Below are 13,811 nucleotides of genomic sequence, written 5' to 3' on the forward strand. Positions count from 1 at the left end.
TCGTGTCTTTTCAGTAAGCAGGGAAATAATGACCGACTCACTCACCTCTTCCCAGGCCCTACCCGGACGGCGCGAGCGAAATAAGCAGAGGGTCAGGAATCACCTCTACGCGTCTGCGATCAAATTGATCACGGTGAAGGGGTATGAGCACACCTCCGTCGACGAAATCGCCGAAGAGGCCGATGTGGCTCGTGGGACCTTCTTCAACCATTTTCAGCGGAAGGAGGATCTCATCACGATGTGGGGGGCGCGTCGTCGAGTGCGCCTCAAGCACGGTCTGGAGACCACGGAGGCCGACCCGCCAGAGTGTCTGCAATCCATGCTGGAGCGATGTGTGGACGTCCTTTGCGAGATCAACGAGGAGGAGCGGGACGTGACTCGGGCCATGCTGATGGCATGGGTGAAGGCCGGACGTCCGCTTCAGGAGGAACCGTTCGCCAGCGAGATATTCGCGAACATGATCGGCCTGGCGCAGAAGCGCGGGGAGATTCCCGAGGGGGTCGACTCGTTGCGCGTCGGTCTGCTGCTGCGGGACGCCTATCTGGGGACGCTCTACCGCTGGTCGCAGGATCAGGATGGGGAAAGGGACTTGCGGACGGAGTTGAACGCGGTCTGCGCGATCACCCTTCATGGGATCAAGCCTCGTTCGCAGGAGCGGTGTCCCGCTCAATGAGGACCGGGTCTGTGGGTATGGGAGAAACCCATTGCCCATGAGGGAATGAGGAGCCGGGTTCTGTTGGGTGTTACGAGCCCGAGGCGGAAAGCGCGGGCCGACGGCGCCACGCCGAAAGGGCTGGATCCTTCCGATGGCGGTTTGCTCCGCCGGTCGGGGTCCGGCCTTTTCGACGCCCTCGGGCACCGCGCCGGACCGGCGCCACAGCACGGCACAGCGCTACGACGGTGCACCGCAGCCGGGCTGCGGTGCACCGTCGTAGCGCTGTCGGCGTCGCGAAACGCCGCCTTCCTCAGGCGGGCTCGGGGGCCCGGCGGCGGGTGGTGATGACCACGAGGGCGCCGATGATCGCCAGGGCCATGAGGACGCCGGCGAAGATGGTCGCCCCGTTCGTCAGGCCCACGGCGTCGCTGAGATAGCCAGCGGACACCGGAAGGATGCCGGCGAGGATGTAACCGCCCACGTTGAGCGCCGCGTTCGCCTCGGCAAGCCGCTGCGGGGGGACCGTGGAGTTGAGCAGGGACAGGCCGCCCAGCTGGCCCATGCCCTGCCCGGCGCCGGCCAGCAGCGCGGAGGCGATGAGGACGGTGACCGATGAGGTGTGCACGGCGATGGCGAGGGTGGCCATGCTCAGGGTGGTGCTGACCGCCCCAGTGATCAGGATGACGCGACGGCGCAGCTTCTGGACGGCGAACTGCACGCCGGTGGCCGCGAGGAACATGGCGAAGGCCATGGCCCCGGCCACCACCCGGCTGGTGGTGCCGAGCAGTCCGGACAGGAGCGAGGGGCCGAGCGAGAGGACGAACGAGGTGGCGGTGATTCCGGGAGCGAACACCGCGATGCCCAGGGCGAGTTGAATGCCGTTGCCCCGCGGCACCCCGGGAACGCGCACCCAGGCGCCCTTGGGGGGTGCGACGGGTCGCCGCACCGGCATGCGGAGCACGGCGAGGATCGCGGTGGCGAGCAGCACGGTCTCCACGACGAAGACGGTCACGGTGGGGCCGGGGAGCGTCTCGGACAGAACTCCCGCGAGCAGCGGGCCCAGGCCCGCGCCGAACACCATCGCGCACGAGGCCAGCAGGGCGGCGAGTCGCTTGCGGGCCTGCCCGGCCACATCGGTGACGGCGGCCATGCCGGCGGAGACGACCGCGCCCACGGCGATGCCGGTGAACAGGCGGGCCACGATCAGTGCGGGCACCGACGAAGCGGTCGCGAAGATCACGCAGGCCGCGACGGCGAGGCCGAGTGCGGGCAGGAGCACGGGCTTGCGGCCGATCCGGTCGGAGACCACGCCCGAGACGAGCAGGGATCCGAGCAGCCCCACGATGTAGAACGCGAAGATCACGGTCAGCGTGCCCTTGGAGAAGCCGATGTCCCGCTGCCACAGCACATACAGCGGGGTCGCCGCATTGGACAGAATGAACACGGCGGTGACCGGCCAGGCGGCCAGCCAGACCCACCAGGTGGGTGCCAGGGGTGCGGTCGCGACCACCGGCCCCGAGTCCTGCGCCGCCGGCTGCCGCACTCCAGCAGCGTGCGCGGGCACCGTTCGACTTTCCGGCATGTCCGTTCCCTCCGTCGCGATCAGTACGAGTTGAGTCGAACTTAGCAGGCTGTACGATAAAACTCGTACATAGGATTCGGGTTATGAGGAGTGGCCTATGCCGGCGACGACGCGATCAGTGACCGCCATCAAGGCGCAGCCGAAACCTGCCGGGCTGCCGGCGCCCCTGGCCGAACCGGCCATCGAGGAGCTGCGGTTGGAGACGGTGCTCGGGGCGCTGAGCGACCCCCTGCGGCTGGGGATCGTGCGCAAACTCCTCCTGGAGTCGGAGGACTTCGACCACTCTTGCGGCTGGTTCGGCCTGGACCGGCCCAAGTCCTCGCTCACCCACCACTTCAAGGCCCTGCGCGAGGCGGGGATCACCAGGCAGCGCCAGTACGGCCTCGAACGGCGCAGCCACGTGCGCGTCGACGACCTCAACACGCGCTTTCCCGGCCTCCTCGACCTTGTCGCGGCCTGGACTCCGGCCTCGGACTAGCGGTTTCGGATCAGTGGCCTCGGGCCGGCGGCCTCGCGAGCGACCTCCGGCGCGGGGCCGGGCTTCACCCGGCCGTCCAGGCCGGCCACGGCAGGTTCCAGCCGTTGAGGCCGTTGTCGGGGGCGACCGTGCCGCCGCCCGTGGAGTTCCGCACGATCACCACGTCGCCGAGGAGGGAGTTGGCGTAGAACCAGGCGGCGGGGGACTGCGGGTCGCCGCCGCCCTGGGTGTCCTGGAGGCCGATGCAGCCGTGGCTGGTGGCCGCGCCGCCGAAGGTGGACGGCGAGGCCCAGTAGTTGCCGTGGATGAACGTGCCGGAGTTGGTGAGGCGTTGGGCGTGCGGCACGTCGGGGATGTTGTACTCGTCGCCGAGGCCCACTGTGGTGCTGTTCATCTTCGTCTGCCGGTCCTGCTCGCTGATGACCATCGTGCCGTTGTACGTGGCGTACTGCGGCTGGCCGGTGGAGACGGGCAGCTTCCTGAGGACGGCGCCGTTCTGCTGGACGGTCATCTCCTGGGTGGCCGCGTCCACCGTGGAGATCTGCTCGCGGCCCACCGTGAAGGAGAAGGACTTGTCCTGAACTCCGTATATTCCCTTGGCCAGTTCGATCCCGTCGAAGTCGAAGGACACGGTCACCCGGGAGCCGGGCCGCCAGAATTCCTGGGGGCGGAAGTCGAGGCGCTGAGCGCCGAACCAGTGGCCGACCGCCTGCTGCCCGCCGGTGGAGGTGATCCGCACGGCGGACTCGGCGGCCCCGCGGTCGGTGACGGGCTTGTCGAACTTGAACGACACCTCCATGCCGACGCCGACCGTGGAGGCGTCCTCGGGGGTGTAGAAGGCGACCGCCGAGTTGCTCGGGGAGACCGTCGTGAAGTGCGCGATCCGGGTGGCGCTCCGGCCGTCCGCGTCCTTCGCCTGGGCCGTCAGGACGTACGCCGTGCCGCGGGTCAGGTTCGCCGCGGGGCGCCAGGTGCGGCGGGCCGCGTCGAGGTCGCCGGGTATCGCCTGCCCGCCTTGGGCCGTCAGGGTGACGGAGGTGAAGGTGCCCCGGGTGACGCTCGCCCCGACGTCCTTCACGCCGATGCCGACGTGATCCGCGCCGTCCTGGGGCCGGGTGGTGATCTGCGCCTTCGAGACCGTCGGGCTCGGGCTCGGCGCGTCCTTGCCGCCGCCGCCCGACGAGCAGCCGGCCAGTGCCAGCGCGGCGGACGCGCACAGGGCGAGGAGCGGGGTGGCGCGGGGGCGGCGGGCGCCCTTCGGGCCCGTGCGGCCCTTGACTGTGGACGTGGTCCTCACCTGGAGGTCTCCCCTCTGGCGGCCTGTCGACCTGGGTGCCCGTTATGCGGGGTTATGCACCTTTCTTGTAGTGTGCGGTAACGCCCTGTTTGTACGCATGCGGAGTTCTGGGTCGCCGATGACCGCCGACGGACGGAGTCGAAGGATGACGTACGGACCCCGCCGGGGGCGGATATCGCGGGCGTCGCGGACGTCCCGGGTGCCGCGGGCGTCGCGGAGATCCCGGATGTTCCGGACGTACCGGATATCGCGCAGGGCCAGGATCCTGGTCTGCTCGCTCCTCGGGGTTCTGCTGCTCGCCGGCGGCGGCGCCGCGTACACCTGGCACCGCCTCAACCACAACATCAGCAGCGTCGAGCTCGGCTCGCTGCTCACCCCGGCGGCCTCCGCCACCTCCGACCTCAACATCCTGGTCGTGGGCTCGGACTCGCGGGCCGGGAAGAACGCCTCGCGCGCGGGCGGCGGTGACGACACCGGGCGCTCCGACACCACCCTGCTGCTCCATGTGTACGGCGGCCGCAAGAAGGCGGCGCTCGTCAGCATTCCGCGCGACACCATCGTGAACCGCCCGGCCTGTGCGACCGCTTCCGGCCAGAAGGTGACGGCCCGCGAGGGGGTCATGTTCAACTCCGTGTACGAGACGGGCGGTGCCCGCTGCACGGTGGCCGCGGTCGAGTCGCTGAGCGGCGGACTGCGCGTCAACCACTACGTCGAGGTCGGCTTCGACGGCTTCGCCGAGCTGATGGACGCGGTCGGCGGCACCGACATCACCCTGGTCAAGCCGATCGACGACAAGCAGAGCGGGATCCATCTGGCAGCCGGGAAGCACCACTTGAACGGCCAGCAGGCGCTCGACCTCGTCCGCACCCGGCACGGCGTGGGCAACGGCAGCGACCTCGGCAGGATCCAGCTCCAGCACCAGTTCCTCACCGCGCTGATCAGCAAGGTGTCGGGCCAGAACGTGCTCACCGATCCGGCCAGGCTGTTCACGGCCGCCGACGCCGCGACGAAGTCCCTGACCACGGACTCCTCCCTGGCCCGCGTCGACAGCCTCGCCTCGCTCGCGTACTCGCTGAAGGGGATCGGCGCCGGGAGCGTGCAGATGGTCACGCTGCCGGCGCAGCTGGAGCAGGGCGACGAGGACCGCCTGGTGCCGGACGAGGCCAAGGGGGCGAAGCTCTGGGCGGCGCTCAAGGCGGACCGGGCGGTGCCGGACGACGCGCTGACCGGTACGGCGTCGGGGCCGAACGGAATCGGCCGGATCGTGCAGCCCGGCTGACCCAGGGAGCGGTTGCGTTCTACATCGACCTTGACCGGGGAGGGGTCGCGGCATAGCGTCGGGGAGCACTGGACTGAGCGAACGCTTAGGAGGGCTACCCGTGGCGACGACAGGGGCGCAGGGCGGTGCGGCGGCGCGGTCGGGCGGGCCGCGATCGGGTGGGCCGGTGCCGAGCGGGGAGCGGCTGGGCCGGACGCCGGGTGGGCCGGTGCCGGGCGGGCGTCCGCCGTCGGGCGGACCGGGTGTCGATCCCGGCCGTGCCGAGGCGCTGCTCACCGCACCGGGTGCGCCGTTCGCCGTCGTACGCGGTGAGGCGGGCGTCCTGGAGTACGCGACCGGGCCGCGCACCCTGCGCGAGTTCGTCGAGACGGTGTGGGCCTTCGGGGAGCGGCCGTTCCTGGTGGCCGAGAGCGGCGGCTACTCCTACGGGGAGTTCCTCGCCGCGTCCTGCGCGCTGGCCCGGCGCCTCGTCGACGTCTACGGGCTGCGTCCGGGCGACCGCGCCGCCATCGCCATGCGCAACCATCCGGAGTGGCAAGTCGCCTTCTGGGCAGCCCAGTTGGCGGGGCTTGTCGCGGTACCGCTGAACGCTTGGTGGACGGCGGAGGAGTTCGCGTACGCCCTCGACGACTGCACTCCGCGGGTGCTGCTCGTGGACGGTGAGCGTCTTGAGCGGGTGGCCGGGTGGGCCGGAGCGCACGGGGTGCGGGGCATGGTCTTCCACGAGGGCCCTCGGCGGGAGGGCGGGCTGCCCGAGGGGTTCGAGCGGTTCGCCGACCTCGACGAGCTGACCTCGCCCGATCCGGCGGCCGGCCCGCCCGACGTGGAGGTCGCCCCCGGCGCGGACGCCACCGTCATCTACACCTCCGGCACCACCGGCCGCCCCAAGGGCGCCGTCGCCACTCAGCTCGCGCAGGCCGGGGCGGCCATGAACCCCCGCTTCCAGGCGGCCGCCTCGATGCTGGGGCGCGGTGTGATTCCGGGGCAGGGCCCCGCCCCCGTCACCCTCATGACCTTCCCGTTCTTCCATGTCGCGGCGTTCACCTCGGTGTACGCGGCGATGGGGGCGGGCGGCACGCTCGTCCTGATGCGCAAATGGGACGCGGGGCGGGCGCTCGCGCTGATCCGCGAGCACGGGGTCACGCACTATGCCGGGGTGCCCTCGACGGCCCTCCAACTCCTGGACGCGGCCGAGGAGTCGGGGGACGCACTGGAAAGCCTGGCCGCGCTCAACACGGGTGGCGCGGCGGCGCCGCCCGGACTCGTCGGGGGCCTCACCGCGCGCCACGGCTCGCGCATCGAACCGCGCAACGGGTACGGGCTGACCGAGACGAGCGGGGGAGTGCTGGCCAACTACGGTGCGGAGTACCGGAGTTGGCCGGAGAGCGTCGGGCGGCCCACGCCGGTGACGGAGGTGCGCATCGCCGGTCCGGGCGGAGCGCCGCTCGCCGACGGCGAGGTGGGCGAGCTGTGGCTGCGCGGCCAGTCCCTGGTGCGGGGGTACTGGAACGATCGGGCCGGTACGCAACTCGCCTTCCAGGACGGATGGTTCAGGACGGGGGACCTCGCGGTGCGGGACGACGCGGGGCGGGTCGGGATCGTCGACCGGATCAAGGACATGGTGATCCGGGGCGGCGAGAACGTGTACTGCGTGGAGGTGGAGGGGGTCCTCCACGACCACCCCGCGGTGCTCGACGCGGCGGTGCTCGGGGTTCCGCATCCGGTGCTCGGGGAGGAGGTGGCGGCGGTGGTCCAGGTGCGGCCGGGGGCCGCGGTGTCCCCGGAGGAGCTCCGGGACCACGTGCGTGCGGTGCTCGCGGGGTTCAAGGTGCCGGCGCGGGTGGTTGTGCGGGAGGTGGCTCTGCCGCGGAACGCGACGGGGAAGGTGCTGAAGCGAGAGCTCCGGGATGTTTTCCCGCCTTCCCGCCCGTGACCCCGGGTTGGTTGGTTCCGGGCCCCCTGGGGCTCCGCCCCAGACCCCGTTCGCGCCTTGAGGGCGCTCGTCCTCAAACTCCCCCAAGGCCTTGAGGGCCAGGGGGGACGCCCATGACGGGAGGATGCCGGTGCGGGCCCGCACCAAGGCATTTGGGGGCGCGGGGCTGTGACATGTGCGCGGCTTCGCCGCGGTGGGCGCGACCGGGGGGCGCCGGGCCGCCTACAGGGGCGCGGGGAACTGCGCGAACGGCCACGCACGGTCCGCAGGTGGAATCGGGTTTCAGGGGCGCGGGGAACTGCGCGACCAGCCCGGCGGGCCCCTCCGGCCCTGAGCCCTGACGGGGCGTCAGGACTTGCTCACGCGTACGTGGTAGTTGCCCATCCCGTCCACCCCCGTCACCGCGACCCGCACCCCGCTCGCCCGGTCCACGAACGTCTCGCCCGTCGCGTAGGGGGCGTCCGAGAGTTCGGCGTTGACGTTGGGGCGGCGGGTGCAGCCGCCCGTGTTGGGGGTGCTGTCGGAGACGTTGACCGGGCCGCGGCCGGTGTCGACCGTCGCGTCCACCCGGTAGATCAGCACGCCCGGCTTGCAGACCGCCTCGTCGTTGCCGGCCCGGGTGCGGACCTCGATCGCGTAACCGCTGTCCTTCGACACCGGCACGAAGACCAGCTTCGGGCCGCCCTCCGTGGCCAGCGGGCTCAGGACGTAACTCTCGGGCCCGCTTCCCGTCGCACAGGACACCTGGCTGTTGTCGAGCCAGCCCAGCTTCCACTTGTGCCAGCCCAGCATGTCGTTGTTGGCGCCCCAGTCCTCGGACATGATGTCCCAGTGCCCGACGGCCCCGCCGCCCTGCGCGGTGTAGAGGTCGGGCAGCCCGAAGACGTGGCCGTTCTCGTGCGGCAGTACGCGGTAGCCGGTCTCCCCGTAGGAGCCCGAGCCGTCGTCCTGGCGGCTGTAGACGAACGAGGTGTTGGAGAGCGGGACCCCGTCGGCGTAGGGCGCGTCCTCGTTGCCGGAGAACGTCACCGACAGGACCGTGTCCAGCGCGGAGGGGCCCGCGTTCGGGGTGACCAGGACGTTCACCAGGTCGTACTGCGAGAAGTTCACCCGCGTCCCGGCCGCCGCGATCATGTCCTGGACCAGGCGGTGATAGCCGGGCTCGTAGGGAGAGCCCCGCTCGATCCCGTACGCCGCGAACGACTTCGGCATCCGCAGCCAGTTCGGGATCGGGGCCTCGGCACGGTAGTCGAGCCGGCCGTAGGAGGCGTTGCGGAACCAGTTGCTGGTCTGCGGGAAGAACTCCTTGTACCGGCTGAGCGCCGAGCCCGAGCCGACGGCGTCCGGGAAGTCGATCATGAGGGTGAGCGCGCGGACCGTGCCGGTGGAGTGCGCGTACCCGGGTGCGGTCGGCAGGCCCTCCGACATCTGGACGCCGAGGCCGGCCGGGATCCGGCAGGGGCCCAGCGCGTTCTCGCCGGGGGCGGCCACCGGGCCCGCGGAGGCGCGGCTGGCTATGGACAGGGTGGTGGAACCGGTGGTCAGCGCCGCGAGGGCGATCGACGCGAGGGCGGCGCCGAGGAAGCTGTTCCGGCGCCGACCGCGTATCCGGCGTCCTGGTGCCCGAGCCGGGCGGGACTGGCTGACGTCCTGCATGCGCACGCGCTCGCCTTCGGGGACGCGACAGCAGGCCGGTTCCTGGCTGCGCTCGTCTGATCACCCTGTGTCGGGCGTGTCGCGTGCGCTCGCTGAGTGGACCAAATGTGCGTTTTTCGGGACATCCAACGCAGGGGTGGCGATGTGGCTCAGGTCACACACCGGGCGGGAAATAACCGGGGAAGGTTTCCCCGTTTGCACCTTCGTCGCCGCTAAACGGGGAGAGCTTCCCCGCTTGGGTCAGGTCCCGGGCGGCGAACCGGTCACGTAAAAACCGATTGCGCACACGATCCGTCCCACCCAAGCTTGATCACGTACAAGAAGGAGCAGAGCCGTGCAGAGTGCCGCCGCCTCCGTCGCCGCAGAGCCCCGCCGCGCCCCGCGTCCGCGGGCCGACGCCCTGCGCAACCGGGAGCGGATCATCGCCGCCGCGCGCGAGATGTTCGTCGAGTACGGCGCCGAGCGCCCGCTGGACGAGATCGCGCGCCGGGCCGGTGTCGGCAACGCCACGATCTACCGGCACTTCACCGATCGCACGGAGCTCGTCACCAGCGTGGTGCTCTCCGTCATGGACCGGGTCTCGGCGCAGGCCGAGGCCGCCGCGGCCGAGGAGGCCGACCCCTTCGACGCGCTGCGCCGCTTCGTGCACGCGGCGGCCGACGAGCGGATCGGGGCGCTCTGCCCGATGCTCTCCGACACCTTCAACCAGGACCACACCGAACTGAACGCGGCCCGCGAGCGCCTCGAACGCGATGTCGAGGGGCTGATGGCGCGGGCCCGCGCGGCGGGCCGGCTCCGCACCGATGTGGCCGTCGGCGACCTCATGGTCGCCCTCTCCCAGCTGACCAGGCCGCTGCCGGGCACCCCGTGCCCGAACATCGACCAGTTCGTCCACCGTCATCTCCAGCTGTTCCTCGACGGGCTTCAGGCCCCGGCGCGGTCCGAGCTGCCGGGCAGTGCGGCGACCCTCGAAGATCTCCGGAAGTGTTGATCGCCCTCATTCCTCAACTGCGCTCAACGCGCCGTTAACGCACCGTAGTTGCAGTCCCGTTAGAACACTTTTGTCGGTAATCCGCGTCCCAAGGTGGCTACCCCCATGTCAAAAACAGTCGGTCTGGACAAGCCGGACCAGTTCTCCCTCGCCCCGGATCCCAGTCGCTGGAAGGCGCTCGCCTTCATAGCCCTGGCCCAGCTGATGGTCGTCCTCGACGCGACCATCGTGAACATCGCGCTGCCCTCCGCGCAGCACGCGCTGCACATCAGTGACGCCAACAAGCAGTGGGTCATCACGGCCTACGCGCTCGCCTTCGGCGGCCTCCTGCTGTTCGGCGGGCGCATCGCCGACCTGTGGGGCCGCAAGCGCACCTTCGTCGTCGGCCTGCTCGGCTTCGCCGCGGCCTCCGCGCTCGGTGGCGCCGCCACCGGTGAGGCGATGCTGCTCGGCTCGCGCGCGCTCCAGGGCGCCTTCGGCGCACTGCTCGCGCCGGCCGCCCTCTCGCTGCTCGCGGTGATGTTCACCGACGCCAAGGAGCGCGCCAAGGCGTTCGGCATCTACGGTGCGATCGCCGGTGGCGGCGGCGCCGTGGGCCTGATCCTCGGCGGCTTCCTCACCGAGTACCTGAACTGGCGCTGGACCTTCTTCGTCAACATCCCGTTCGCGATCGTCGCGGCCGTCGGCGCCTACCTCGTCATCCGCGAGCCGGCCGGCACCCGCAACCGCTCGCCGCTCGACGTCCCCGGCGTGATCCTGTCGACCACCGGCCTCGTCGCCCTCGTCTACGGCTTCACCCGCGCCGAGTCGGCCGGCTGGTCGGACGCGCTGACCATCTCCATGTTCATCGCCTCCGCGGTGCTGCTCGCGACCTTCGTCGCCGTCGAGTCCAAGGTGCGCCACCCGCTGCTGCCGCTGCGCGTCATCACCAACCGCAACCGCGGTGGCGTCTACCTCTCGCTCGGCCTCGCGATCATCGCGATGTTCGGCCTGTTCCTCTTCCTCACCTACTACCTCCAGGTCGTGCAGGGCTTCTCGCCGGTCAAGACGGGCTTCGCGTTCCTGCCCATGATCGCGGGCATGATCACCGGGTCCACCCAGATCGGTGCCCGCCTGATGACCCGTGTGCCGCCGCGGCTGCTCATGGGCCCCGGCTTCCTGACCGCCGCGGTCGGCATGCTGCTGCTCACCCAGCTGGACATCCACACGTCGTACGCCGGTGTGATCCTGCCCGCGCAGATCCTGCTCGGCCTCGGCATGGGCACCGCCTTCATGCCCGCCATGTCGCTCGCCACCATCGGTGTCGAGCCGCGTGACGCGGGTGTGGCCTCCGCGATGGTCAACACCTCGCAGCAGGTCGGCGGCGCCATCGGCACGGCCCTGCTCAACACCATCGCCGCCTCGGCGACCACGGCCTACGTCACCGGACACATGGCCCTCGGCGCCACCAACCCGGAGCTGCTCAAGCTCCAGGCGATGGTGCACGGCTTCACGGCCGCCATCTGGTGGGCCGTCGGCATCCTGGCGGCCGCCGCCGTCATCGCCGTCACGCTCATCAACACCGGTCGCCCCGGCGGGAGTCCGGTCGCCGGATCGGGCACCGGCGAGGACGCCGAGGACGAGGTGCGCATCCCGGTGATCGCGCACTGACCCCGCGGTAGCACCCCGGACGCAACGACCTGCCCTGGCCCCGCTGTTCTCAGCGGAGCCAGGGCAGGTCCGCTTTGACGTCGGTCGGCTGGAGGCCCTGGGCCATCACGCGCATGATCTCGCCGAGCTGGTCCACCTGGGCCGGCGAGAGCCGGTCGAACATCGCCTGCCGCACGGCGGCCACATGCCCGGGCGCGGTCCGCTCCAGGACCTCGTAGCCCGCGTCGGTGAGGATCGCGAGCTGGCCCCGCTTGTCCGAGGGACAGTCCTCGCGCCGGATCCACCCGTTCTTCTCCAGGCGCGTCACGGCGTGCGAGAGCCGGGACCGGGTGATCTTGGAGTTCTTGGCCAGCTCGGTCATCCGCATACGGCGGCGCGGGGCCTGCGAGAGCTGCACGAGCAGCCCGTAATAGACGTGCGGCATCCCGGCGTCGCGCTGGAGCTGGCGGTCGAGGTGGTCTTCGAGGAGCCGGGTCGCGTGGAGATAGGCGCGCCAGGTGCGCTGCTCCTCGTCGCTGAGCCAATTAGGTGCCGAGGTCATGCATCCACTCTACAAACCTTTCTTGAAAGTTGAACTAGCTGGAGTTACCCTGAGGTCTGAAGCTTGAGACTTCAAGCAAGAGTCGGCCGTCGGATCTGCCGGCCGGCCCGTGAGTGAGCCGGAGAGTCCGCCATGACCGTCGCCCGCCCCGAGCGCATGCCCGCCCTGTACCTCTCGCACGGCGCCCCGCCGCTCGCCGACGACCCGCTGTGGCCCGCCGAGCTGGCGGCCTGGTCGGCGGACCTGCCCCGGCCGACGGCCGTCCTGATGGTCTCCGCGCACTGGGAGGAGGCCCCGCTGGCGCTCGGCGCCACCGGGACCGTGCCCCTCGTGTACGACTTCTGGGGCTTCCCCGAGCACTATTACCAGGTGCGGTACGCCGCACCCGGCGCGCCCCAACTCGCCGACTCCGTACGCAAGTTGCTGCGCGCGCCCGGTATGCCCGTGCAGGACATCCCGGACCGCGGGCTCGACCACGGCGCCTATGTCCCGCTCGTCGAGATGTTCCCCGACGCCGACATTCCGGTGCTCCAGATCTCCCTGCCGACGCTCGACCCGCGACGGCTCTACGAGATCGGCCGCACGTTGGCGCCCCTGCGCGACGAGGGCGTGCTGATCATCGGCAGCGGTTTCTTCACCCACAACCTGGCCGCGCTGCGCCAGACCGGCGGCCAAGTGCCCAGCTGGTCGGCCGAGTTCGACGACTGGGGGGCGCGGGCGCTGGCCGCGGCCGATGTGGACGCGCTGCTCGACTTCGAGCACAAGGCGCCGGCCGGGCGCCTCGCCCACCCCCGTACCGAGCACTTCGCCCCGCTGTTCGTGACGATGGGCGCGGGCGAGGGTGAGCCGGGCGGGGCGCGCAGCGTCATCGACGGGTTCTGGATGGGGCTCGCCAAGCGGTCGGTGCAGTACGGCTGAGGGCGGGCCGGGGTGAACGGGGGCGCGGACCAAGGCGGTTGCGCCCCTCGCGCGCGTCCGGGGATGCGGGGCCGGGGTGCGGCTCCTGGGTGCGGGTCGGCGGCGCGGGCCCGGCGGGCGCGTCCCTGATGGGCCCCCGGGCAGCACCTAGTGCTGCCCCAGCTCCTTCTCGTACCAGGCCACGTCCCAGTAGCGGCCGAACTTGCGGCCCACCTCGCGGTAGGTGCCCACGTGCGCGAAGCCGAAGCGCTCGTGCAGCCGGACCGAGGCCTCGTTCGGCAGCGCGATCCCCGCGTAGGCGCGGTGCACGTCCTCGGCGGCCAGGGCTTGGAAGAGCGAGCGGTAGAGGAGACTGCCCACGCCCCGGCCGGTCGCCTCCGGCGCGCAGTACACGCTCACCTCCACGGAGGTCGCGTACGCGGGCTTCGCCCGGAACGGGCTGCTGGTCGCGTAGCCCAGGATGCCCCGCGGTCCGACAAATCGGTCATCGCGAGCAACCAGAAGGCGGTGCGGGCCGTCTTCAGGATGGGAGTGCAGCCACGGACGGCGCTGTTCGGCGGTGAAGGCGACCGTGTCGAATGTGATGGCGGTCTCACGGATGAAGTGGTTGTAAAGGTCCGTGAGAGCCCCCAGGTCGTCCTCCACACCCGCTCTGACCTGCACCTCTGTACGTTCCTGCGGCACCTGACCCCCTCCCGTGGCGGCACAGGGTACTGCATGATCACGAAAATCGATGGGCGGGTCGGGAATTCTGTCCGGATTCCAGCCGTTGTTTCCATCGGATGCAGGGCACCCGGGAGGGTGTCGCGACCACTCAGTAAGGGAGCACGC

The 13,811-nt window shown here is 70.8% G+C and carries 12 protein-coding genes; 7 read left to right on the top strand and 5 right to left on the bottom strand.

What is annotated here, in order from left to right:
- Window positions 1-28: 28 nt before the first annotated feature.
- Complete coding sequence (locus CG740_RS06840) at window positions 29-673, top strand: TetR/AcrR family transcriptional regulator (RefSeq protein WP_159030249.1); 645 nt, start codon at window positions 29-31, stop codon at window positions 671-673.
- A 292-nt stretch (window positions 674-965) separates the two neighbouring features.
- Here CG740_RS06840 and CG740_RS06845 read toward each other — a convergent pair whose 3' ends face one another.
- The gene (locus tag CG740_RS06845; RefSeq protein WP_100574040.1) at window positions 966-2,237 is read right to left on the bottom strand and encodes an MFS transporter; all 1,272 of its coding nucleotides are present in this window, start codon (window positions 2,235-2,237) and stop codon (window positions 966-968) included.
- A 97-nt stretch (window positions 2,238-2,334) separates the two neighbouring features.
- On the opposite strand from CG740_RS06845, the gene CG740_RS06850 reads away from it, so the two are divergent.
- Window positions 2,335-2,715, top strand: a complete 381-nt coding sequence (locus tag CG740_RS06850) for an ArsR/SmtB family transcription factor (protein WP_100574041.1) — start codon at window positions 2,335-2,337, stop codon at window positions 2,713-2,715.
- Between the two features lie 64 nt (window positions 2,716-2,779).
- Here CG740_RS06850 and CG740_RS06855 read toward each other — a convergent pair whose 3' ends face one another.
- Window positions 2,780-4,012: a L,D-transpeptidase gene (locus CG740_RS06855; RefSeq protein WP_234376106.1), complete on the bottom strand. Its 1,233-nt coding sequence runs from the start codon at window positions 4,010-4,012 to the stop codon at window positions 2,780-2,782.
- A 226-nt stretch (window positions 4,013-4,238) separates the two neighbouring features.
- Between CG740_RS06855 and CG740_RS06860 the strand changes: the two genes are divergently transcribed.
- Together CG740_RS06860 and CG740_RS06865 are read left to right on the top strand one after the other, a co-directional pair.
- The gene (locus CG740_RS06860; protein ID WP_100574042.1) at window positions 4,239-5,291 is read left to right on the top strand and encodes an LCP family protein; all 1,053 of its coding nucleotides are present in this window, start codon (window positions 4,239-4,241) and stop codon (window positions 5,289-5,291) included.
- A 208-nt stretch (window positions 5,292-5,499) separates the two neighbouring features.
- Window positions 5,500-7,224 carry a class I adenylate-forming enzyme family protein gene (locus CG740_RS06865; protein WP_199846372.1) on the top strand — a complete coding sequence of 575 codons (1,725 nt, stop codon included), beginning with the start codon at window positions 5,500-5,502 and terminating at the stop codon, window positions 7,222-7,224.
- A gap of 348 nt (window positions 7,225-7,572) precedes the next feature.
- Here the strand turns inward: CG740_RS06865 and CG740_RS06870 are convergent, their stop codons facing one another.
- Window positions 7,573-8,880, bottom strand: a complete 1,308-nt coding sequence (locus CG740_RS06870; RefSeq protein WP_100574280.1) for a M6 family metalloprotease domain-containing protein — start codon at window positions 8,878-8,880, stop codon at window positions 7,573-7,575.
- Between the two features lie 334 nt (window positions 8,881-9,214).
- On the opposite strand from CG740_RS06870, the gene CG740_RS06875 reads away from it, so the two are divergent.
- Together CG740_RS06875 and CG740_RS06880 are read left to right on the top strand one after the other, a co-directional pair.
- Complete coding sequence (locus tag CG740_RS06875; protein ID WP_100574043.1) at window positions 9,215-9,871, top strand: TetR/AcrR family transcriptional regulator; 657 nt, start codon at window positions 9,215-9,217, stop codon at window positions 9,869-9,871.
- 105 nt (window positions 9,872-9,976) lie between these two features.
- Window positions 9,977-11,521 (top strand): MFS transporter, encoded by a 1,545-nt coding sequence (locus tag CG740_RS06880; protein ID WP_100574044.1) that lies wholly within the window; start codon window positions 9,977-9,979, stop codon window positions 11,519-11,521.
- A gap of 49 nt (window positions 11,522-11,570) precedes the next feature.
- On the opposite strand, the gene CG740_RS06885 is transcribed toward CG740_RS06880, so the two are convergent.
- The gene (locus CG740_RS06885) at window positions 11,571-12,062 is read right to left on the bottom strand and encodes a MarR family winged helix-turn-helix transcriptional regulator (RefSeq protein ID WP_100574045.1); all 492 of its coding nucleotides are present in this window, start codon (window positions 12,060-12,062) and stop codon (window positions 11,571-11,573) included.
- Between the two features lie 132 nt (window positions 12,063-12,194).
- Between CG740_RS06885 and CG740_RS06890 the strand changes: the two genes are divergently transcribed.
- Entirely contained in the window at window positions 12,195-12,980 is a 786-nt protein-coding gene (locus CG740_RS06890) for a dioxygenase family protein (RefSeq protein WP_100574046.1), read from the top strand.
- Between the two features lie 147 nt (window positions 12,981-13,127).
- Here the strand turns inward: CG740_RS06890 and CG740_RS06895 are convergent, their stop codons facing one another.
- Window positions 13,128-13,664, bottom strand: coding sequence for a GNAT family N-acetyltransferase (locus CG740_RS06895; RefSeq protein WP_100574047.1), 537 nt, complete (start codon window positions 13,662-13,664; stop codon window positions 13,128-13,130).
- Window positions 13,665-13,811: the final 147 nt, after the last annotated feature.

Origin of the sequence: Streptomyces sp. CB01201 (assembly GCF_002803085.1) — a bacterium.
GTDB classification, from domain to species: Bacteria; Actinomycetota; Actinomycetes; order Streptomycetales; family Streptomycetaceae; genus Streptomyces; species Streptomyces hundungensis.

What these genes read in the sequence shown, in the direction of transcription:
- CG740_RS06890 (WP_100574046.1), top strand. Translation starts at nt 12,195, where the DNA reads ATGACCGTCGCCCGCCCCGAGCGCATGCCCGCCCTGTACCTCTCGCAC.
- CG740_RS06880 (WP_100574044.1), top strand. Translation starts at nt 9,977, where the DNA reads ATGTCAAAAACAGTCGGTCTGGACAAGCCGGACCAGTTCTCCCTCGCC.
- CG740_RS06860 (WP_100574042.1), top strand. Translation starts at nt 4,239, where the DNA reads ATGTTCCGGACGTACCGGATATCGCGCAGGGCCAGGATCCTGGTCTGC.
- CG740_RS06840 (WP_159030249.1), top strand. Translation starts at nt 29, where the DNA reads ATGACCGACTCACTCACCTCTTCCCAGGCCCTACCCGGACGGCGCGAG.
- CG740_RS06870 (WP_100574280.1), bottom strand. Translation starts at nt 8,880, where the DNA reads ATGCAGGACGTCAGCCAGTCCCGCCCGGCTCGGGCACCAGGACGCCGG.
- CG740_RS06885 (WP_100574045.1), bottom strand. Translation starts at nt 12,062, where the DNA reads ATGACCTCGGCACCTAATTGGCTCAGCGACGAGGAGCAGCGCACCTGG.
- CG740_RS06845 (WP_100574040.1), bottom strand. Translation starts at nt 2,237, where the DNA reads ATGCCGGAAAGTCGAACGGTGCCCGCGCACGCTGCTGGAGTGCGGCAG.
- CG740_RS06850 (WP_100574041.1), top strand. Translation starts at nt 2,335, where the DNA reads ATGCCGGCGACGACGCGATCAGTGACCGCCATCAAGGCGCAGCCGAAA.